20 protein-coding genes and 5 pseudogenes are annotated in these 19,303 nt (G+C 45.1%); 5 read left to right on the forward strand and 20 right to left on the reverse strand.

Going from position 1 to position 19,303, the window contains the following annotated elements; all coding sequences use genetic code 11:
* Positions 1-254: 254 nt before the first annotated feature.
* Entirely contained in the window at positions 255-374 is a 120-nt protein-coding gene (locus ACFQI7_RS34960; RefSeq protein WP_230415679.1) for an NINE protein, read from the reverse strand.
* 406 nt (positions 375-780) lie between these two features.
* The gene (locus ACFQI7_RS34965; RefSeq protein ID WP_218102970.1) at positions 781-1,422 is read right to left on the reverse strand and encodes an HAD family hydrolase; all 642 of its coding nucleotides are present in this window, start codon (positions 1,420-1,422) and stop codon (positions 781-783) included.
* Positions 1,423-1,965: 543 nt separating this feature from the next.
* Between ACFQI7_RS34965 and ACFQI7_RS34970 the strand changes: the two are divergent.
* From ACFQI7_RS34970 to ACFQI7_RS34980, 3 genes and pseudogenes are all read left to right on the forward strand, one after another.
* Positions 1,966-2,537: pseudogene (locus tag ACFQI7_RS34970) on the forward strand (IS110 family transposase).
* 48 nt (positions 2,538-2,585) lie between these two features.
* Entirely contained in the window at positions 2,586-2,744 is a 159-nt protein-coding gene (locus ACFQI7_RS34975) for a hypothetical protein (RefSeq protein WP_329958300.1), read from the forward strand.
* 3 nt (positions 2,745-2,747) lie between these two features.
* On the forward strand, positions 2,748-3,176 hold the full coding sequence (locus ACFQI7_RS34980; protein WP_329958301.1) for a transposase: 429 nt from the start codon (positions 2,748-2,750) through the stop codon (positions 3,174-3,176).
* Positions 3,177-3,306: 130 nt separating this feature from the next.
* On the opposite strand, the gene ACFQI7_RS34985 is transcribed toward ACFQI7_RS34980, so the two are convergent.
* The 8 genes from ACFQI7_RS34985 to ACFQI7_RS35020 all read right to left on the reverse strand — a co-directional run bounded on the left by ACFQI7_RS34985 (position 3,307) and on the right by ACFQI7_RS35020 (position 8,925).
* Positions 3,307-3,747, reverse strand: coding sequence for a GyrI-like domain-containing protein (locus ACFQI7_RS34985; protein ID WP_218102971.1), 441 nt, complete (start codon positions 3,745-3,747; stop codon positions 3,307-3,309).
* A gap of 236 nt (positions 3,748-3,983) precedes the next feature.
* Complete coding sequence (locus tag ACFQI7_RS34990) at positions 3,984-4,586, reverse strand: dihydrofolate reductase family protein (protein WP_218102972.1); 603 nt, start codon at positions 4,584-4,586, stop codon at positions 3,984-3,986.
* 734 nt (positions 4,587-5,320) lie between these two features.
* Positions 5,321-5,812 carry a GyrI-like domain-containing protein gene (locus tag ACFQI7_RS34995; protein ID WP_218102973.1) on the reverse strand — a complete coding sequence of 164 codons (492 nt, stop codon included), beginning with the start codon at positions 5,810-5,812 and terminating at the stop codon, positions 5,321-5,323.
* Positions 5,813-6,006: 194 nt separating this feature from the next.
* Positions 6,007-6,522, reverse strand: coding sequence for a class I SAM-dependent methyltransferase (locus ACFQI7_RS35000; RefSeq protein ID WP_218102974.1), 516 nt, complete (start codon positions 6,520-6,522; stop codon positions 6,007-6,009).
* 413 nt (positions 6,523-6,935) lie between these two features.
* A complete protein-coding gene (locus tag ACFQI7_RS35005; RefSeq protein WP_218102975.1) occupies positions 6,936-7,376 on the reverse strand; it encodes an SRPBCC family protein in 441 nt (146 codons plus the stop codon).
* Between the two features lie 2 nt (positions 7,377-7,378).
* Positions 7,379-7,717 (reverse strand): ArsR/SmtB family transcription factor, encoded by a 339-nt coding sequence (locus ACFQI7_RS35010; RefSeq protein ID WP_218102976.1) that lies wholly within the window; start codon positions 7,715-7,717, stop codon positions 7,379-7,381.
* Between the two features lie 450 nt (positions 7,718-8,167).
* Complete coding sequence (locus tag ACFQI7_RS35015) at positions 8,168-8,551, reverse strand: VOC family protein (protein ID WP_218102977.1); 384 nt, start codon at positions 8,549-8,551, stop codon at positions 8,168-8,170.
* Positions 8,552-8,646: 95 nt separating this feature from the next.
* Positions 8,647-8,925, reverse strand: coding sequence for an ArsR/SmtB family transcription factor (locus tag ACFQI7_RS35020; RefSeq protein ID WP_218102978.1), 279 nt, complete (start codon positions 8,923-8,925; stop codon positions 8,647-8,649).
* A gap of 425 nt (positions 8,926-9,350) precedes the next feature.
* Between ACFQI7_RS35020 and ACFQI7_RS35025 the strand changes: the two genes are divergently transcribed.
* Entirely contained in the window at positions 9,351-9,740 is a 390-nt protein-coding gene (locus tag ACFQI7_RS35025) for a hypothetical protein (RefSeq protein WP_218102979.1), read from the forward strand.
* Between the two features lie 422 nt (positions 9,741-10,162).
* On the opposite strand, the gene ACFQI7_RS35030 is transcribed toward ACFQI7_RS35025, so the two are convergent.
* The 9 genes and pseudogenes from ACFQI7_RS35030 to ACFQI7_RS35070 all read right to left on the reverse strand — a co-directional run bounded on the left by ACFQI7_RS35030 (position 10,163) and on the right by ACFQI7_RS35070 (position 17,134).
* Positions 10,163-10,726 carry a dihydrofolate reductase family protein gene (locus ACFQI7_RS35030; RefSeq protein ID WP_218102980.1) on the reverse strand — a complete coding sequence of 188 codons (564 nt, stop codon included), beginning with the start codon at positions 10,724-10,726 and terminating at the stop codon, positions 10,163-10,165.
* A 30-nt stretch (positions 10,727-10,756) separates the two neighbouring features.
* Entirely contained in the window at positions 10,757-11,101 is a 345-nt protein-coding gene (locus tag ACFQI7_RS35035) for a dihydrofolate reductase family protein (protein WP_218102981.1), read from the reverse strand.
* A gap of 815 nt (positions 11,102-11,916) precedes the next feature.
* A pseudogene (locus ACFQI7_RS35040) lies at positions 11,917-12,048 on the reverse strand (IS3 family transposase); the annotation flags it as partial.
* Between the two features lie 80 nt (positions 12,049-12,128).
* Positions 12,129-12,414, reverse strand: a pseudogene (locus ACFQI7_RS35045) (metal-sensing transcriptional repressor).
* A 755-nt stretch (positions 12,415-13,169) separates the two neighbouring features.
* Positions 13,170-13,519, reverse strand: a pseudogene (locus ACFQI7_RS35050) (VOC family protein).
* 283 nt (positions 13,520-13,802) lie between these two features.
* The gene (locus ACFQI7_RS35055) at positions 13,803-14,210 is read right to left on the reverse strand and encodes a DUF6220 domain-containing protein (RefSeq protein ID WP_218102982.1); all 408 of its coding nucleotides are present in this window, start codon (positions 14,208-14,210) and stop codon (positions 13,803-13,805) included.
* A gap of 15 nt (positions 14,211-14,225) precedes the next feature.
* Complete coding sequence (locus tag ACFQI7_RS35060) at positions 14,226-14,948, reverse strand: VOC family protein (RefSeq protein ID WP_218102983.1); 723 nt, start codon at positions 14,946-14,948, stop codon at positions 14,226-14,228.
* Positions 14,945-15,832, reverse strand: coding sequence for an RNA polymerase sigma-70 factor (locus ACFQI7_RS35065; RefSeq protein ID WP_218102984.1), 888 nt, complete (start codon positions 15,830-15,832; stop codon positions 14,945-14,947). The genes ACFQI7_RS35060 and ACFQI7_RS35065 overlap by 4 nt, the downstream gene beginning before the upstream one ends.
* 27 nt (positions 15,833-15,859) lie before the next feature.
* Positions 15,860-17,134 carry a phytoene desaturase family protein gene (locus ACFQI7_RS35070; protein WP_218102985.1) on the reverse strand — a complete coding sequence of 425 codons (1,275 nt, stop codon included), beginning with the start codon at positions 17,132-17,134 and terminating at the stop codon, positions 15,860-15,862.
* A 458-nt stretch (positions 17,135-17,592) separates the two neighbouring features.
* Here ACFQI7_RS35070 and ACFQI7_RS35075 point away from each other — a divergent pair, with 458 nt between their 5' ends.
* Positions 17,593-18,012, forward strand: a complete 420-nt coding sequence (locus tag ACFQI7_RS35075) for a glycosyl-4,4'-diaponeurosporenoate acyltransferase CrtO family protein (protein ID WP_377518414.1) — start codon at positions 17,593-17,595, stop codon at positions 18,010-18,012.
* A 1,013-nt stretch (positions 18,013-19,025) separates the two neighbouring features.
* Here ACFQI7_RS35075 and ACFQI7_RS35080 read toward each other — a convergent pair.
* Positions 19,026-19,303 (reverse strand): annotated as a pseudogene (locus ACFQI7_RS35080) (hypothetical protein); the annotation flags it as partial.

The raw sequence follows: 19,303 nt of genomic DNA on the forward strand, positions 1-19,303 counted from the left end.
CAATACGGACACGTTAATTCGACTAAACTCCCGTTACTTTAACAACAACAAAAGAGCCATAACGAAGCAGGCTCCTTAACTATCGTACCGAGGGAGTTCAATGGAAAGCAGACCAAGGCTGGTAAAAATGCTAATTATCTAGTCCGAATAATGCCAAAAAGATCCATTCCCATGCCTCTTGCGGAAACTGATATATCCCCTTTTAGGACGATAGTAATTCTCTTCGAACCCTTTATCGTTTAAACGCAAATAAATTATTCCTTCGACAACACCGATAATTGCCGGTAAAAGCGTCCAAGAAAAAAACGATGAGCACCTATGCTTCCAAGGAATATCGCAAGTAGTGCTGCAAGTACTCTTTTATTTAATTTCATTTCACCCCTGCTCTCATGATTATTTTCCACTCTTTTCCTTTTGGTTATTATTACGTATATGGAATTAATTGGTTCCCTCTAAAACAACTTAAATTAAGCGTATAAGAAAACGTTCATCGGGTAAGAGTCAAGTTCTTGTCACCCGACGCCGACACTTATTGTTGTCCAATGACACAATATCACCCTCAATGATGAATCAATCATGCCCCCATTCGATTTATTGACACAAATACACCCGCAATCATGAGTTGATTGTGGGTGGTGTATTTGTGTCAATTTAGATTTGCCCCGTACCGTATTCGAATGAGTTATAAATAAGACTGCCGGAGCAGCTATTCTGCTATCGTTCTCCTTTAGCTTAGCTCACGTACATTTGTGAGTACGGGACACACTGGCGAATGCTCTCTCAGGTTACATTCAGGATAATGTCCTTTAGCTCAATCAGTGTCTTGATTCGATAGCTGGCCTGTGAGAAGTCATGTGTTTTTGTGAAGTCGTTATGGACAATAGCACAGTCGATACCAGCCGCCACGGCTGAGTTCAACCCTCTGTTTGAATCCTCTACAACCAGGGACTCTTCTTTGGTAGCTCCGAAGCGCTTTAGGCCGGTCAAGTATGGTTCTGGGTGCGGCTTGGTGCGCTCGTAGTCTTCGCGAACAAGGACGAATTCCATGAATTGTCTAATCTGGCGCTTTTCATGAATAAGTTGAAAATCCGCACGTTTTGCAGTCGTCACGATGGCCATGCGTACGTACTTTGACAGTTCGGCTAGAGTTTCAACTACGCCTTCAATCTCTATGGCTTCTGTTCTTAGATATTCCTGATAATAGACGTTGCGGACCTCACGCTGCTTGCTGATGGTCTGTTCATCAATACCTGCCGCCCTAGCTTGGGACCAAGTGCCCAATGACTGGGTCATGTCGCGGAGGTATTGATCTTTTTCCAAGGTAAATCCAATGTCAGCCAGAGCGCGTTCTCCCGCTTTGTAATACCAGAATTCAGTATCAACCAGAACACCATCATGATCGAAGAGTATGTACTTTTTCATTGTTTCGTTCTCCTTTGTCAGCTGCGGCAACCATGCGTGCCATCACGCGCCGTTGATCACCCATAAGTAGACGGGCGACTGATATTCGCGTTGTCGGATTGAACTTTATTGAAATCTTCAATTGGTAGTTTTCCCTGAATGTTTATTCGTGGGTCATTCAAACACCGCCCAAGGTTTCTTCGTGCTTCGTTCAAACACCTCATTTCTCCCTTCATTATAGAATATTGGCTGCTCTTTTAAATTACCGTACATTTGTTCTTATGTAAACAATTACCTGTTAATATTATCCTGCCCGTTAGCCCCCCATGCTCTCTCGGCACCACAGATGATGAAAATTTTGGTGCGACGTTTTATACTAAACTTACGGCTGGTGAGGAAGGTCGTTGCGCTATGGTGTCGCGAGCCCATCCGTTAGTCTGACTACGACGACCACGGTGCACCAATGAATGTCGCTCCTTTTTAGGACGCACGCGGGGTAGAGTAACCCTTTGCTGGTTGTTGCGCCATTCTTCTCAATTCAACTGCCGTAGAAAGGTGAGTTTTATGGATGTCCTGATCGAGCGAGCTTGCGGTTTGGATGTTCACAAGAAGTCTATTACCGCTTGCATCGTAACCCCCGAAGGAAAGGAGATTAAGACGTTTCGTACCCGCACGGTTTTCTTGCTTGATTTGATCGACTGGATCAAGCTGCATCGCTGTACTCATGTGGCCATGGAAGTACCGGGGTGTTCTGGAAACCGATCGTGAATTTGCTGGAAGCCGAAGAGATTCAGTTCCTCGTCGTTAACGCTCAGCACATCAAAGCCGTTCCCGGCAGGAAAACGGACGTGAAGGACGCCGAGTGGATCTGTGATCTACTCCGTCACGGTCTGCTGAAGGCCAGCTACATCCCAGACCGAAACCAACGAGAACTGCGCGAATTAGTCCGTTACCGCCACAGCCTGATTCAGGAACTCTCTCGCGAGCATAACCGAGTCCAGAAGGTACTGGAAGGAGCCAACATTAAACTAGCTGCCGTTGTCTCTGACATCATAGGGGTGAGCAGCCGCGACATGATGGATGCCATGATCGAGGGCGAAGAAGATCCGGAGAAGCTAGCTGCCTTCACAAGGTGAACGCTAAAGAAAAAGAAAGAATAGCTAGAGTTAGCCTTGCGTGGAAATATGAGCGCACACCAGCGGATCATGCTGACTCACATCGATTTTCTGAATGAACAAATTGTTGAACTGGATATGGAGGTAGCCAAACGGCTCGACCCCTTTCAGCAGGACATTGAACGGCTAGATACGATCCTGGGAATCGGTCGCCGTCCGGCTGAATAAATCTTGGTCGAGGTTGGGACCGACCTTCGTTCGCGCTTCCCTTCCGCTGCCCATCTCTGTTCGTGGGTAGGTCTGGTTCCAGGGCAGAACGAAAGTGCCGGTAAACGAAAATCCTCCAAGACTCGCAAAGGCAACAAATACCTCCGTTCGGCACTCATTGAAGTCGCCCACTCCGTCTGCAGATCCGACAATTATCTCGGAGCTCAGTACCGACGCATCGCAGCCCGCAAAGGCAGACACCGAGCGGCAGTGGTGGTCGCATATTCCATCATGACCATTGTTTACCATATACTCACGCGCGGCGAGGATTACAAAGATTTAGGCGGTAACTATTTTGAAAAACGACAGCAAGAAGCAATTGTTAAACAAGCAGTTCGAAAGCTTGTGAATCTTGGCTTTCAGGTAGCTCTCACCGCTTCGACAGCCTCGTAACCATCTTGATTTCACATAAATTCTATGAAGCACAGTTTTTAAAAAAAACACTAAAGCTGGGCTTAGTTTCGTATTGCCTTTTTTAGATCTATGCTATGTGAAATTTTCGGGGTAGCGCAATGACAAATATTTATGCTGGTTTTACCTGAATGAACATATCGAGTTCACTTCCGTCTTCTTCACCCTTAAATCTTTCATCATATACTTCGAAACAGACAACATTGAATTGCTCATAATTATTAGTGCTGAGCCAGTAAATAAGTTTTTCAAACGTCTCGTTTATCTTACTTATGGGTCCTCTATGAGTTACTCTCGCATATAGGCCAGCGGGAATTTTATACATAAACATTCCTTCTGGCACTTCGCTTAAAGAATCGGTTTTCACACCTGCTAGATAGCCGTGTTCATTTCGTTTGATTAATCCAATTGTCTCATGACGATTTATTCGATCTGTTACTTCGTTTATTCGGGTGAACAAAGCTGGCCAGACATCCCCAGGATTGGTCGGTTTACCAATATTTCCAATACCAATAATCTTACATTCAGGAAAATCAACTAAAATAGGCTGCATTTTTCCACTCCTCTATAAATGGGTATGAATTCCTATTCGTTAGACTGGAATAAAATCCCTTTTCGCCATTTAACTATACTGCCTTTTAGCGCAACAAAGCTGCCGTTCAACGCGGCAGCCATGTCATGCAGTGAATTATTCCGCTAACGGAGAACGTTAGTGACGTCGCGAGTTGATTCCTTTCCTATACAATTTCATGTCTCCTTTTCTTTCATTCCTGCACGCTGAACTTGATGTTAGCTGCCTGACACTCCGGTTGTGATTGTGCCTGCACGCTCGTAATTCACGGCAATAACGCCATTCGGGGCGACTTTGCTTTCCGTCACCTTGAATGCTGCCGGGATCGTGCCATCAGCAAACAACCGCTTTCCACTGCCCAACGTTATTGGATATATCATCAGCCAGAACACATCGACCAAATCATGCTTGATAAGCGTCTGAATGAGATCACCGCTTCCCCAAACGTGCAAATCCGGCCCCTGCTGTTGCTTGATTTGAGTGATTTTTTCCGCAATATCTCCACTTAAAAACACGGACGGCTGCCATTCGCCAGATGTCATGGTGTTCGAGGCGACGTACTTGATTGCCTTGTTGGCCCTCGGCCATACTTCCGCATGTTGCGGCCAATACGGTGCCCAAATTTCATAGGTTTTGCGCCCTAACAACAGATCGAACGGCATGTTCATCTGCCTTCTCAGGAGCGTTCCAACGATCTCGTTAGAATATGACGCTGACCACCCGCCATATGCAAAGCCGTCGCTGATATCTTCGTCTGGCCCGCCTGGGGCTTGTATGACACCATCAAGAGATACATGTTCAAGCACAATAATTTTTCTCATAATTGAGTTCCTCCTAAATCTGGATTACTAACTGACTTAATGTTCTTTCATTGATTTGGTCTTAGAATTCTTTCGTATATCTTTTGAAATTGTCCATAATCGTTGCCAGCCCTCATGCTGCCTCACAACATCTTCCTTGGCGAAATCAAAGTCCATGCTGCCATATTTCGCTTCCATCCTTGTATGAAAATTCCTGCGAACCCGCAAATCATTTTCCGATCTTGGCGAATGCCATATCTTTGAAGCGTTACTCTTGTTTTTTGATTAATAGTTTCCATTTTGAATGACCTCACTCGATTATTGTTTTTTTTATTCTCATTTATTTAGAAGAAATTCGATTGCAAAATTCATTGGTCCAATTGTTCAGGAAGCCCAAATCTGGAAAATAAATAGGATAGTTTGAGTCTTTTATAGTGATTTGATTCAGCTTGCTTTCGACATATGTGCCTTTGAACGCCAACGAACCTCCGACTACGCAAATGGCATAAACAACACGAATGATTATTTTGAAGCGTTTCGAGTAAATCCGCATTTTCTCACTCCTTAAAAATTGTAAATGTATGGTCAATAGACCATACACTCACCACTTACTATAACGATTCCAGTGACTGGAAAGTTGCGGTAATCTGCCCGTTACTTTAATGATCAGGGACAGGCTGCCGCGGCGGTCTGCAGTCATAGCCGTTGTTACTATCGTAAACGTTTATTTATATTAAAGGCTAACAATCATGCTTTCATGTGTCCTTATTCTTTATAGGGAAGTGCAACAAAAAATCAGCATTTCCTCGTTCTAACGGTGAATGAACCATAGAATACAACTCGAACCCATAGGTTCCCGCTAGTTCATACTCCGAATTGCTTATCCATTTATATAGCTCTCCATACGCGTTACCAGCTCTGTCAATGTCGCCTCTATATTCTAAAACGGCATAGGTCGTACGTGGAAGTTCATATGAAATCATACCTTTTGGGGGCTCTGCATCTGGACTAACTTTTACACCAGCTATCCAAGTAAAATGATCAGTATCGGGCTTATAATTCGGTGGGTCGATGAAAAGTCCATAGGTAGTTGGAAGATCTATAGCTCCGTTCACCTCTTCTAGTTTTTCATTAAAAGATTGCTGCAGCTTCGGAATTAACATCTGTTCCCTAGTCTCATTCAACAGAGTTTCTAGCTTCAGTCCAATGATTCGGAAATGTTCCCTTTCAACGATTCTTACAACCATCCTACGACCTCCTATGGAAGTTTGATTCCTTATTCTTTTCTCCAAAAGCACATTTTTTCCTCTTTTTGGAACGGTACCTTCTTCAGCTAATCTGCCATTTAGCGTATTGAGGCTGCCGTTATTTCCGCGCAACCTCGTTGTTCAGCTCTAGTACCCTGTTAGCTGGATGCTGATAACGATGACTCCTAAACTTATTAATCCGCAATTACACATACAACCGGCACCGGCTCCTGGTTCCCTACTATGATTTGTTTAATACCGAAACCGGCGTTCATCAGATTTTGACTTGTCCGTTCGGCAATAAACTGGAGCTTATCTGCAGCTGGTGGCTGATTAAACATATAGACTGTGCCTTCTGGCAACATTCGTCTTCTGATGATTTCCAACTCACGGTCAGCTTTCATCCAGAACAAATTGACGTTCACTGCAAATATCTTATTAAACTGACTTTGACCCAACTCGGCTTCGTGGAATTTGGCGGCAAGAAATTTTGCCTTCCCCACTATTTCATATTCAGCATTTTTTTTCCTTGCTATATGTATCATTTTATCTGATTGATCAATAGCGGTTATCATTCCTTCGATTAACTTTCTGCCGATCAAGGAAACCGCCGATCCATGTCCGCAACCAATTTCAAGCATGCGGTCGTATGGAGCTACCTCTAGCATTTCTACTGCCCATTGGATCCGTTCAGCAATGGTTTCCGCCATAAGAACATCCCTCCTGCCGTCTAACATCCTAACTTGACATTCCTTAAAAACGAATTTAACTTCATTTCTTTGAGCGACGATCACATCTTAGGACGTAATGTATAGACAAAATGATCGTCTTCATCATCCTCGGTTGGTTCTAATTCCCATACCATCCTTCAATTTCAATTTTACTGTTCTCCTAGTCTTCAAACCACTTTTTTTCGTTAGCAGTTTTCAACTATTCTGCCCGTTACTTCAATGAGTATAAAAGTGGAGCTACCCTTTGCAGCAGCTCCACACTATCGTTTTCCGTTTGTTCAATGGCAAGGTTGAACGAAAAAAGCGATGGTTCTGTTCCACCGCTGTGCTCTTTCATTCCGTTAGCAGAATCATAACTTGCGGGAGGCCGTGAAGGCTCTTGCTGTCGTGTACTACTTCTGGTCACGAAGGTGCGTCGACAGATTGTCGAGCGTACCAGACCAGCCGTCGTACACGTACTGATCGCCGGGGTGACCAGCGAATCCGCGTAGGTGGAAGATCATCTCGGTGCGATCGCCCTGAGCGGTGAGGGTTAGTGTCACGACAGGGGAGTCCTCGATGGGAGCATCGGGGTAACCCCAGGTGAAGACGAGCCGTTCGAAAGGAATGACGTCAAGGAACACACCTCCGGTGTGATACTCCTGGCCGGTCTCCTTATTGACCATTGTATAGCGGTAGCGTCCGCCTTCGCGGACGTCGAAGGAGATTGACTCCACGGGTGTCGAAGGTAGCCAGGCGGCGAATTCCTTCTTCTCGGTCCAGGCGCGCCATACGAGCTCGCGGCGGGCATTCAGGGTACGGGTGATGGTGAACTCAGGTGCAGATGTGGTCATGTTCATTGTTCCTCCTTTTTGGTCATGGACTTGAGGTGCAATTCCAGTGTGTCGAAGTGCTGGTTCCACTCGCGGCGGTGCTTCTCGACCCAGGCCGATGCCTCATCGAGAGGCTCGGTGCGCATCGTCAGGGTCCGCCACTGGGCTTTTGCTGTGCGTTCGATCAGACCTGCTCGCTCCAGCACTTTGAGGTGTTGGGAGATTGCGGGTGCGCTTATCTCGAAGTGCTCAGCGACCTCCCCGACTGTAGCGGCCCCCTGTGACAGCCTTGAAAGGATGTTTCGGCGCGTCGGATCGGCGAGCGCAGCGAAGATGAGGCTGAGTGTGTCGCTGGCAACCAATTAAAAATCCCCTTAATTAAGAATATACTTAATAAAAAAACGCATTGTGTGGTCGTGTGAATCTGCTTGGAGTGGGCATTGACTCACAGACCTAAGGATCGTCGGTGCGCATCTCGCCTATGTGAAGTTAAAATCCTTATGAGATGGATTAGAAGAGATTCGAACTTATAGTAGGTAAATATGGATTAGGCCGATCGGGGAATACCCGTTCTAATTTGTCTTCCACTGAATAATCCTGCCAGTTAGCACAACGCGGCTGCCGATTCGTTTCGGCAGCCGTGTCTTTGTTTTTATAAGTATCGTCTTCCGTTACTTTAACTAACTTATATCGCCATTGTGTGTAGATTGTTGCCCTCGGGATCCCAAAATTCAAACTACCATGGCCATCATCTGAAATATCGGTTACTACTACTCCTTTTTTCTTTTAAGTACCGAGATTTCGTCATAAAGTTACTTCTGCACAATCTGAATAAGGTTGCCGCATGTATCGTCGAAGACAGCTATTGTGAGTTCGCCCATTTTTGTCGGCTCCATAGTAAAATTCACGCCGTTTTCCAATAATCGTTTGTACTCTTTATTAATATCTACAACGCCAAACATTGTTGCCGGGATGCCATCGGCACATATCTTTTTTTGATACTCTCTGGCTGCAGGATGGTCATTCGGTTCGAGTAAAAGCTCGGTACCGTCTTGCTCATCGGGAGAAACAAGCGTTATCCACCTAAATTCTCCGACGGGAACGTCATGCTTTTTTACAAAGCCCAGCGTTTCTGTATAAAACTCCAATGCCTTGTCTTGATCTTGAACGAATATACTGGTAACAATGATTTTCATAATGTTTTTCCCTCCATTGATATTTGCTGTGTTCTGCTAACAATCTGGCTCCGATAGAAAAAAAACATACATTCGTCAAAAGTTTTTAATTAAAATTACTCTATCCATCCTTTCAGCAAATTTCTAAGTGGTTCATTATTGAATATAACCACTCGATATTTTCCCTTTTTTTCTGATTTTACGAGCCCTGCATCTTCCAGTGCAGAAAGATGTTTAGCTATCGCCTGTCGCGTAATGGAAAGGTCGTGCTTCGTAATGAGACGCACCGTAAGTTCATACAACGTCTGCTCGTTGCGTTCGGATAGTTCGTCTAATATAAGCCGACGAGTCGAGTCACTAAGTGCTTTGAATATAGCGTCTTTGTCCCAATTCATATATCGAGTATAAGCAACTCTGTGGTTGCTTGTCAAGCATAAGTAACTGTAAAGTTGCGTGATTAAGGAACCGTATCATGCAAACCTTAACAAGTTCCTTTCCCTCGGCGCCTTGGAGGCTCGAAAACCATTAAATCAAAGCTCATTTGAAGTCCTCCTGTTTTTAGATAGATTTCACTTCTTTCATTGTTTGATCGCTAGCCCCGCGTCTATCTATCTTTCATCTCAATTTGCTGGAATTATTTAATCTATCCTGCTCGATTCGCGGAGCGAAGGTTTTCAACAAATGTTCGCCGTTAGCGCATTGATCCGGCTTTGTTTGTACTCCCCCAGTAACCCAAAAATTCAAATCACGCATTCCTATGTGATTATCCATTTCAAAATGTTTTTGTTCCCCATACCATAAGACGAGGGGGTGATGAACTGTGGCAAATCCGGTTTTCATTGGCTCGAATTGTATTGCTCGAATAGGAAATCAATTTTTTCTAATAGCAGAAATTGAAGCAAAAGTACCAGGCGTTGAAATCGACCCGTTATTCGCTATTAGAGCGACTGCTGAACAAGCACGCCGTCTCATACGTTCGGGAGTAATGCGCTGCAAAATTCAAAATACGATTCCGAGAGCGACTCGAGGAAAGAAAGTTGAGCTGAAAGGCGTACTATTCGCGAATGGTCAGATATTTTCGGTATTCGATGTTGAAAATTCTACCGATAAAGCGGTACTCGTAAGAATCAACGTTGCTCAGGCACAGAAACTGATTAGCAAAGGTACACGAATTATTAAAGTGATTCGGCGTCCTTTTATCAATGATTAACCAATTATGGCAAACCTCAGCTAACAACAGGCGGCACCCATGGGAGCAGCCGGTTTGTGACTCGGCAAAAAGTGTCGGTCTGTAATCTTGCAGTTCCAGTAAGGAACCGTGATCCAAAGACCAAGTACATTTTTCGTTTATGGTGTTGGTGAGGTCAGCGTCAGGCCATTTGTGCTTAGATACATTACGGTGAACCGGATCATTCATGATAAATCTAAATTTATCATAATTGTCATAAATACCGTATTAAACTGCCCGATACTTCAATGAACTCAAAGAGGAGCTGTCCTTGTGGCAGCTCCTCGCTATCGTTCCTCGTTAGTTTAAAAATGGAAGGTGCTCATAACTTCCGACTTTAGTAATTTCACTTGATTTTAGTAAGCTCGAAAGCGTTTCTCCTGAATTTCGCTCTAGCGTCGCGGTCAGACGATCACGCGGTAGTGAAGATGAACAACGCCGCTTCGGAAGCGGTGCTCACCGAGCAGCTCGAGCCGCATGCGGAGGTTGTCCGGCAATGCTCGCTTACCTCCACCCAAGACGATCGGATTAACAAGCAGATGACACTCGTCGATCAGTCCCGCGCTCATCGCCTGCCCAGCAAGCTCGGGGCCGCCAATCGTAATGTCGGCTTCTGAAGACTCCTTCAGCCGCCGGATCGCATCAGGATCGAATTCGCGCTCGATCCTAGTCCTAGCGCTTGAAACCGCCTGAAGCGTCCGGGAATACACGATCTTCTCAGCAGCTCGCCAGATCTGCGCGAATTCCCGCATTACCTCCGGTTGATCGCCTTTTTTGGCGCTCGCCGTCTCCCAGTACACCATCGACTCGTACATTCGACGCCCGTATAGGTAGGTGCCAATCGGCCGCTGGAAGTCAGTCCAGAACGCAAACACCTCGTCATCGGAGATCGTCCACTCGATATTGCCGCGATCGTCCTCCATGTAACCGTCCAAAGATACGTTAATAGGGTAGATCAGTTTAGCCATTTCAATAACGCCCTCCAATTTTTAGCCGCCTTAAGCTCCAATAGTACCTGTCTTGACTTCTCCAGCTCGCTTGTAAGTGGCAATAATCACTCCGGTCGGTGTATTCAAACTCTCTGTTAATGTAAAGGCTGCCGGAATCGAGCCACTGTCAAACAACTTTTTCCCTTCGCCAAGAGTCAATGGATGAATTAAGAGCCAGAGTTCGTCCACAAGATCATTCTTAAGTAACATCTGAATGAGCTCACCGTTGCCCTGAACTTGCAAGTCTGAGCCATCTGTTATTTTGAGCTTTTCAATATCTGCCAAGCTTTTGAGGAAAACTGAGTTTTTCCAAGCTGACTTTTCCATGGTATTGGACATGACGTACTTTGTCATATCATTGATACCTGGCCAAATGTCTGCGTGTTCGGGCCAGTAAGAGGCAAAGCCTCCAAAGTTTAATGTCTAAAAGACTTTATCATTATTTGGCATTTTTTTGTTCCAGCTCTTCAATTATAGGTAGGGTATCCGCACGATTTTCCATACTTGATCATTTCGCTAAAAAACCATTCCTGCTGCTGGGTATGGCAAAATGTCGAACGTTTACATTAGATCATGGTGTCGGCCGTGACTTGCTGGTGCGCCTGCTGCCGGTCTACCGAAAGCCCGCCCAAAAGCCAATGAAGCTCACTTTTCGTGACCGTCATCGGAAACTGGCCCCTTCAACAAGAAAGAGTTCTGCCACGACACGTGATCCAGCGTCCACGAGACAACGTACTTGGGATTCGGATCGATCTTGCGTGCGAAGTCGAACACGAATTGAGGCCCGACGCCGCTGCTGGCTATGGCTGGCCAGGCACGCTCCATCAGCTGGTAGATTTCACGTCCAAAAGCAGACCATCGGACTGGTCCATCGGTTCCAACGTATACTGGTGGAGCTCCTCATCGGCAATCATCTGCGTGTGGTCACAGCAACCGTCCAGTGTCACATACACGTCCCATATGCAGCTTCCTTTATGTCTACATTTTATCATCCAACAGCTGACCAGGTTTCTCACGGATTGCTAATGTGCACAGTCCGGGCCCGACCGAATACAACTTTAGTTTAACGGAGGATGGTAAATTAAACGATTCTGCCAGTTTCTTCAACGGGAACAGGGAGCAGTTGCCGCGGCTGAACTGCACCCCAATTGTTAGACAAGGCTATTTGATCAAGCAGCTTGTAGGGCATGAGTACGGAATTTGACTGGACTCATGCCTTTTAATTTTGTCTTTGCACGTTTGTTGTTGTAGTAATCGATGTATTTATCCAGTTCTTGTTTGAAATGATCGATACTCTTAAATAAAGGCGCACTGATTGCATAAAGGGCAGCGGCTAACACAGCCCCTAGAATGGCAGCATTTTTCAAGGTTCCTACCTCCACTATTTCATAAATTTATCAATAGCAAGAGACAAATCCTTTAACACCTTTTCATCACCCGTTGTAACCGCATCGGCCACACAATGCTTGATATGATCCTGCAAAATGATTTTCCCGATATTATTCACGGCTGACTTGACAACAGCAATTTGGATCAAGACCTCACTACAGTTCTTCCACCATTTTTTTTACCGATTCTAAATGTCCAATCGCTCTGGATAGGCGATTGATAACAGATTGTGTGCTTTCGTGCTGATGTTGGTGATGATTAGTAGCCAATCTTATCACTCATCTTGCCAATTATCCCCCCGGGGGGTTATATGTCAAACAATATTTCATTGCATATCAATCACACATAACTGCCCTTTAGCTTAATGGCCATGTGAACAATACATTACAAATTCAACCTTTACTATCACCGCGATTATGCGCATATGTTTGTGTCGCAAAACGATTATGCACCTATGTTTGTGTCGTGGCTTCGCGACACAAACATAGGTGCTTGAAATAATAAATCCCCGATTGACGGGGATCTAAAAGCACTCATGTTTGTGTCGCCGGACAACGACATTGTCGGTTATATATATTGTTACACATTATATAACGATATTTTGGAATTTAAAAAAATAGGTTACATGATTCTTCTTTAACTTGAATGAAAAAGCAGCCGATCGTTGTGACCAGCTGCTGCTGCGAGCTTAAATAGCGTAACTTAAATAGATGTTTTATTAGTTTGCCCCATTTCGGCTAGGGTTATAAGTTCTTATCATTCACTTTAGACAAGAACTTATATCCTTAGTACAAAAAAACAGCGACTTACGCGATTGCTAAAGCATATATGTTCATGTCCTCTGACATCTTCCGCCCTCGGTTGATAAGAACTTTATCGCATTCCCGACAGAAAAAGACCCATCGCTATCATGGGGTTAAAAAATGTTTTGACTATTTAAATAAGTTCTTTAAATTATAAGTCTGAATAAGTTTGATCGACGTAACTTCAGTTACCACTCAATCGCACCCATTTGCAGATTAGCTCAATTTAATTAGAGATGGATAAGAATATTGATAAGTTTCCCGAATGGATCTCTAACAAAAAAACGCCGAACTCCCCATGGCTCCTCAGTTGGTCCATACTCTATTGGAATTCCTGCTTCTTTTATACGAGTTAACGCGTCATCAAGATCATCAACCTCAATTGACAGATCAGGCACAGGTGTCCAGAGCCTCCCTCTAATAGGAAACTAACCTGAGTGCTCATTTTCTCATGCGAACCGTATGTTGCAATAAATCCCATATCCATTAGTTGATCAAGTCCAAGTACTTCCCCGTAAAAATACGAAGCTTTGGAAATGTCCTGCGTCTCTATATTTGCAACAATTCGTTTGATCTTCATTTTTCATCCTCCTAAAGTTTTGATATCTAATTTTTACTCAACAATCGTCCCGTTCGCGGAACTACCTTTATTAAAGTCTTTCTGCTTTCAGAATACCACTGATTACTTTTCATGTAAAAAATGGTTTCACTCTATTAATGAAGACGATAGGAAATCTGGAATATATACGTGACTTAATGTTTTTCAACTTTATTGTTTATGGCAAATTTATAGGCTACCCTTCAGGGTCGCCTATAAATTTGCTTATCATGTTTATTTAATTACAGATGCTGTCTCCGCTCATCTATCCTTTCGTCATCTCCCTCATAATCAACATCGCGTTCAAGAACAAGCCTAGCGAGATGACGGGATGTGCCGCTGCCGCAAATCCGATTTCTTCCGAGAAGACAGCCGTCGCGAAGATCAAAAGGATTAGGCCGATCAGCACCAAACTCTTAATTTTAATGCCCTTGGGCAGTCTGGCCGGAAAAGACAATATAAACAACAATACGGGGATAGGCGCGAAGTACATGGCGAAATTACCGTGCATCCCCCATTGAGACGAAACTACGAACAGCGCGAATCCAGCCAAGAACACCTGTAACGCGATGCAGATCGAAAAAAGTGCGTTCAATATGCTAAAACCTAGCCGCGCGTATTGAGCGGCTGACGGCACCAAAGAGCGGGTTGCGGTCATTTTTTGTACTTCCATCGTTTAATTCCTCCCTTAGACTAGCCTTTCGGAAACCGCACGAATGGTGTAGGGGTACGGATCCAATTGAAACTCCCCTTCTTTAGGATCGAGAATCGTCATTTGAATAGGGTGAACTTCCGGAATCTTCATCGAAGGATACCATCCGATTGCTTTATCCCCCAGGATGAACATTCCGTGCTCGTCACCGAGCATCTGAAACGTCTTTCCGTCCCCGATATAAGGCGTGACCTCAAATCGAGAATCTAGGCGCTGAATTACCTCCGATACGCTGCCGCGAAGCGGAAAACCGATCTCGCTGACATTCAGAATGGATTCGTGATCAAAAGGCTCTGTTGAGGCATTGTCCATTCGATGCCGAGCGATGAATTCCACCAGATTCCCCGAAGGATCTTCGAAATAGAAGGCATGCGCATCCGTTCCTTCGAAATAAGCGATATCTTCGATTGCCTGGATTCCCGCGTACGGAAGGGGCGCAGCGGAAAGTACCCGACAGCCTTTGGCCAGAAGCCAGCTTTTCGCTTCGCGAATTTGGTTCTCGGGGATATTCATTGCCAAATGGTAGGACGGCAGTATCCTTCCCTTCTCCTCGTGAACGAAAGTCAATCGCGTTCCCCAGGCAACGATCGTGATTGAATGTTCCGTTATATCTGCTAATGCAAATCCAAGTCTTTCTGTGTAGAACACCTTCATTTCAGCTAACCGGGCGGTTCTCAGTTCCAATTCGATGATTCTCATCTTACTACCTCCTCCAGATACTTGAGTTTGTCAGGATTTGCAACTGCATAGATGGAATGAATCCTACTATCCGAAGCCTCGAACGAGTAAACGTAAGCAATGCGTCCGCCGATCCTCATTACGATTCCCGGGCTTCCGTTCACCGTAGTGATTATATAGGAATAGTGGCTGTCAGGACGCCCGAACCAATCCATCCATTGCATATAAAACGGAATGACTCGCGTCGCTCCGACGACGGGCTGCTGCGCGGCCGGCGCCTTGCCACCTCCATCTGTATAATGGATGGCGTCAGGAGACAGCAACTGCAACAGGCGGTTCGCATCCCCCGCAATCACGCTTTGGATGAATTGCCGCACTTGCGTCTCCGTAACGGTGCTCGTTGCTATGTCCGGCGGTTCATGGCGGATACCTTTCTTGGCCCGATGAAAAATTTGCCTGCAGTTGAAGCTGCTTTTCCCCACCATGCCTGCAATCTGGTCGTACGGATATTGAAATATTTCCCGCAGGAGAAACACTGCCCGTTCGATCGCGCTTAGCTGTTGCAGAAGCATCAAATAGGCTGTTGAGATCGTTTCCCTTTGTTGATAAATTTCAGAAGGGTCCGAGCTTACGTCTTCAAGATGCACGAGTGGCTCCGGCAACCAAGTCCCCACGTAAACTTCCCGTTGTTTCGCGGACGATTGCAACAGGTTCAGGCAACGGTTCGTTACGATTTTGCACAAGTATGCCTTTTCGTTCCGGATATTTGCGTCCGAAGGCAATTGGTTCATCGCCAGGAAGGCATCCTGTACGATGTCTTCCGCATCCATGACGCTTCCGAGCATTCGATACGCCAGTGAGAACAATAACATCCGATAAGTTTGATATAGTTGTTCCGTGTCCATACAGACCTCCTTTCTGAAATCGTCCGTTTAGTGCGCGAGTATATGGAGTGAAGCTCGCTTCGCGCTTGCTGCCGCCCCACCTGCCAAATATTCACCGTGTGACACCCAATCTCCAGCCACGCACAAGCCCTTGATCTGAGGGACGGCAGGACCTGGATTCTCGACCCGCTTCATATGTGGAAAGTCATGAACGACCGTCATCTTGGGCAAATACTGCTCCGCCACCACTTCCCGTCTCCAACCGGGATGAACGAGATCCATTGCTTGCTCAAGTTGTCTGCGGTCTTCTTGCGCATTGCTCCCCTGCACTTGGAACTTGATCATTTGAAACACTTGAACGTCATCGTTCTCGCTGAGTTCTAGCCCTTTGATTCGTGATGAGTTGACCATAAGGACCGGTTGATCGATGCCGTAGACGAATTGATGCTGCGGTGCGGGAAGTCGACGGAGCCCAATATCCAAACAAGCGGCCGTGATCGGAATGGCCTGCTGCTCCCACGTCCGCAGCGAAGTAAGTTCGGCAGATGAAACCAGCCTGCTCGCTATCTGCGGCGATGTCGTCAGGATCACGTAGGGAACCTCAATCGTTTCGGTATTCTCGCATCGAACTCGTTGCACCCGCCCGTCATCATGCTCAACGGATTTGACTTTCCTACCTGTAATCACCACCACGCCGAGCCGACGTGCTTCCGAACACAATTCCTCGATCAGGGATCCCCAGCCTCTCTTCAAATAATACACCCCAGTGATGGAACGTTGCATCTGTCTGAACAAGGGTCCCGCCACTTGTAAATCCGGAGCTTGTACGTATGTTCCTCCTCGGGCCAGTACGTACAGAAGATGACGTACCATCGGGCTTCCTACTTGCTCCTCCATCCAGTCTCGCAGACTCATGTGTGGAATCGTGGCCGTGTCAAGCTTGAGGATCTTCAAGAGGATGGCTCCGAACCTGTATTTGTCCGCCGCCGATAACAAGGGAGTCTTAAGAAGTGAACTGACCGCAGCCGGAAAAGGGTACACCTGCTCTTTCCAGATTCCGTACGGGGTGAACTCGTCGACTTTTCGAAAAATATCCAGATTTAAGTTCAATTCCCGGAAAATGTCGTACGCATCCCCGGCATAGAGTGCATGCGAACCCAAATTGAATCGTACTCGGTCCTTCTTGTTTGTGATCGCCCTTCCCCCCACCTGATTCTGACTTTCCAAAACGACGACGCGTTTTCCTCCTCTTGCTAAATAAAGAGCTGCGGTCAGTCCGGCAATACCTCCACCAACAACAGCCACATCATACTTTGCATCCATTCGAAGAAACCTCCTTCATGCGTTGTCATTAAACAAGACAGGAAGGAGGCCGAAGATGTGACAAAGTGGAAACAGTGATGTAGAAAAAAAGCAACCCGAATAGCGCAGCCCACATTGAGTTACGACAAGAAATTATATAATTACTATTAGAGGAGAGTTAAAATTTATTAAAAGAGAGAATCATATTTCTGAAGACGAAGCAATTTAAATCATGAATAAGGCAACTGAAAGGTCGGAAGGGTTTTTATTCGATTATTTTCCATATTTAACTCCATCTAAGTGATTAGTGACGGAATTAGGAACACAATTTCTATTAACATCTTTTGTATTTGAAATGAACTGATACATATGACAGTTTGCGACTTTCAAAAATCAATGTATAGTTCTTATTAAACGGTGCAGAAGAGTTGATATCTATGGCTTAGGAGGTAAAAAGAATATAGAAATTATTAAACAGAATATTTAATGATAAATATTACAGTATGAAACACTGTGAACGGGAAGGTAAAATATATGAAATTTTAGGAATAAAATGGTTTAAAAGGTTACTACTTAGAATAGCAAGGAGTAGAAAAAACGAATTCCCATTTAATGGATATTTTTTAAAAGAACTGTCAATAGAAGGAATAATCGAATTTGAGAATAAATCTAAAAAAAGTGAAAGAAGTCACGCCATTATAGCAATACTAATCTTATTTTATCAGTTCAGGATAATTATTTTTTTGGAAGGAACTTTAGATGTATTATTTCTTTTATTTTTTACTGTATTGAATGTTATAACAAATATATATCCAATTTTTCTACAAAGATATAATCGAATTAGAATTAAGAGCGTCCTTCAAAAAATGAAATTGATAAAAAAAAGTAATAATTGCTAAAGGATAGAGTTAGTTGCACAAACTGGAGAAATCCTTAATCAATTATAATGCCACCAATACAAGATTTAACGTAGAAATTTATCAAATAGATCATCATGTTGTTACACTGCCTTCGAATTGCCTATTTTTCGCAACCTTGAACACAAAATGAGAATGCACCGGGAGTATTCTCCTTCGACATCCACTTGATCTAAATAAGTTGATCGGGTGGATGTTACCCCACATGTTATGAAGTACAGGGGATCCATTTGATACTAGTTCCTTTATTTGGCGATTACGTCCACTTGTCCTCAACGTGCAACCGAATGGCCTCTGTTTTAGTTTCTTCAGAATATAAGCTGATCTTTTTCCCTTTGATTGACATAAAAAATGCACCCCTTAGAATTCATCGGATTACCCAGGGGGTTTTTCCAACTGCATTCTAAGGGGTGCACTTCAATCCGGACGGGGGTTGCCTTTCTTAATTAATATTTCTTTTATAGCCAAATGCCATCAAGTTCAGGATGTTTGGATGGGTCGCTTGGTCGCTCATCCGTTGGCAAAACTTTCAACTGTCCTGTCTCCACCCACTTCTGCCGCTGAAAACGTTGCAGCTTGCGGCTCACGCCTTCACGAGCGGTGCCGATCTCGAGGCAAGCTCATATCATAGCTACTGCTGCTCCGAAGTGGAACTCAGCTTGTTCAAGACCAAGAAATGCGCTCTTATTCTCCTGAAAATCGATATTTAATCGGTTCAAATACTCCATCCCTCCCCCCCCCCCAATGGTATAATTATCCTTTTAGGATAGCGCACGCACGTTCGTATGTAAAGGTGATAAATAAGACTTTGCACTACGGTAACCTGCCAGTTAGCACAACGCGGCTGTCGATTCGTTTCGGCAGCCGCGTCTTTGTTTTATAAGTATCGTTCTCCGTTAGCGCAATGAGGGAACCGCTTGTACAAGCCCGCCAGCAGGCATTTATATGCTGTTGCAGAACATCCGAGGGGTAAACACGGCGATCATAGCGGATTCTCAGGACTCGCCGCGCAGGGCTCGCCGGCGGTCATGCAGCACTAGCAGGATGATCATCCCCATCAGCACTCCCAAGACAATGCCGGCCTCTGTGGTCAAGACTCGTGCAAGCGGGTACTCCGGGGAGTACTGCGAATCGGGGTGAATGGCAGAAAAGAGATTATAGGAAAACAGCATTCCCGACGAGATCCAGGCCGCCGCCATGGAGGGTAGGAACCTCCGCGACCTGCGGCGGGAGGTCAGCACCAGTAGACCCCATGCCCCCGCGAAGGCCCACA

Origin of the sequence: Paenibacillus allorhizosphaerae (assembly GCF_042659105.1) — a bacterium.
GTDB lineage: Bacteria > Bacillota > Bacilli > Paenibacillales > NBRC-103111 > Paenibacillus_G > Paenibacillus_G allorhizosphaerae.

What these genes read in the sequence shown, in the direction of transcription:
- ACFQI7_RS34960 (WP_230415679.1), bottom strand. Translation starts at nt 374, where the DNA reads ATGAAATTAAATAAAAGAGTACTTGCAGCACTACTTGCGATATTCCTT.
- ACFQI7_RS34965 (WP_218102970.1), bottom strand. Translation starts at nt 1,422, where the DNA reads ATGAAAAAGTACATACTCTTCGATCATGATGGTGTTCTGGTTGATACT.
- ACFQI7_RS34975 (WP_329958300.1), top strand. Translation starts at nt 2,586, where the DNA reads ATGAGCGCACACCAGCGGATCATGCTGACTCACATCGATTTTCTGAAT.
- ACFQI7_RS34985 (WP_218102971.1), bottom strand. Translation starts at nt 3,747, where the DNA reads ATGCAGCCTATTTTAGTTGATTTTCCTGAATGTAAGATTATTGGTATT.
- ACFQI7_RS34990 (WP_218102972.1), bottom strand. Translation starts at nt 4,586, where the DNA reads ATGAGAAAAATTATTGTGCTTGAACATGTATCTCTTGATGGTGTCATA.
- ACFQI7_RS34995 (WP_218102973.1), bottom strand. Translation starts at nt 5,812, where the DNA reads ATGGTTGTAAGAATCGTTGAAAGGGAACATTTCCGAATCATTGGACTG.
- ACFQI7_RS35000 (WP_218102974.1), bottom strand. Translation starts at nt 6,522, where the DNA reads ATGGCGGAAACCATTGCTGAACGGATCCAATGGGCAGTAGAAATGCTA.
- ACFQI7_RS35005 (WP_218102975.1), bottom strand. Translation starts at nt 7,376, where the DNA reads ATGACCACATCTGCACCTGAGTTCACCATCACCCGTACCCTGAATGCC.
- ACFQI7_RS35015 (WP_218102977.1), bottom strand. Translation starts at nt 8,551, where the DNA reads ATGAAAATCATTGTTACCAGTATATTCGTTCAAGATCAAGACAAGGCA.
- ACFQI7_RS35020 (WP_218102978.1), bottom strand. Translation starts at nt 8,925, where the DNA reads ATGAATTGGGACAAAGACGCTATATTCAAAGCACTTAGTGACTCGACT.
- ACFQI7_RS35030 (WP_218102980.1), bottom strand. Translation starts at nt 10,726, where the DNA reads ATGGCTAAACTGATCTACCCTATTAACGTATCTTTGGACGGTTACATG.
- ACFQI7_RS35035 (WP_218102981.1), bottom strand. Translation starts at nt 11,101, where the DNA reads ATGACAAAGTACGTCATGTCCAATACCATGGAAAAGTCAGCTTGGAAA.
- ACFQI7_RS35055 (WP_218102982.1), bottom strand. Translation starts at nt 14,210, where the DNA reads ATGGAAGTACAAAAAATGACCGCAACCCGCTCTTTGGTGCCGTCAGCC.
- ACFQI7_RS35060 (WP_218102983.1), bottom strand. Translation starts at nt 14,948, where the DNA reads ATGAGAATCATCGAATTGGAACTGAGAACCGCCCGGTTAGCTGAAATG.
- ACFQI7_RS35065 (WP_218102984.1), bottom strand. Translation starts at nt 15,832, where the DNA reads ATGGACACGGAACAACTATATCAAACTTATCGGATGTTATTGTTCTCA.
- ACFQI7_RS35070 (WP_218102985.1), bottom strand. Translation starts at nt 17,134, where the DNA reads ATGGATGCAAAGTATGATGTGGCTGTTGTTGGTGGAGGTATTGCCGGA.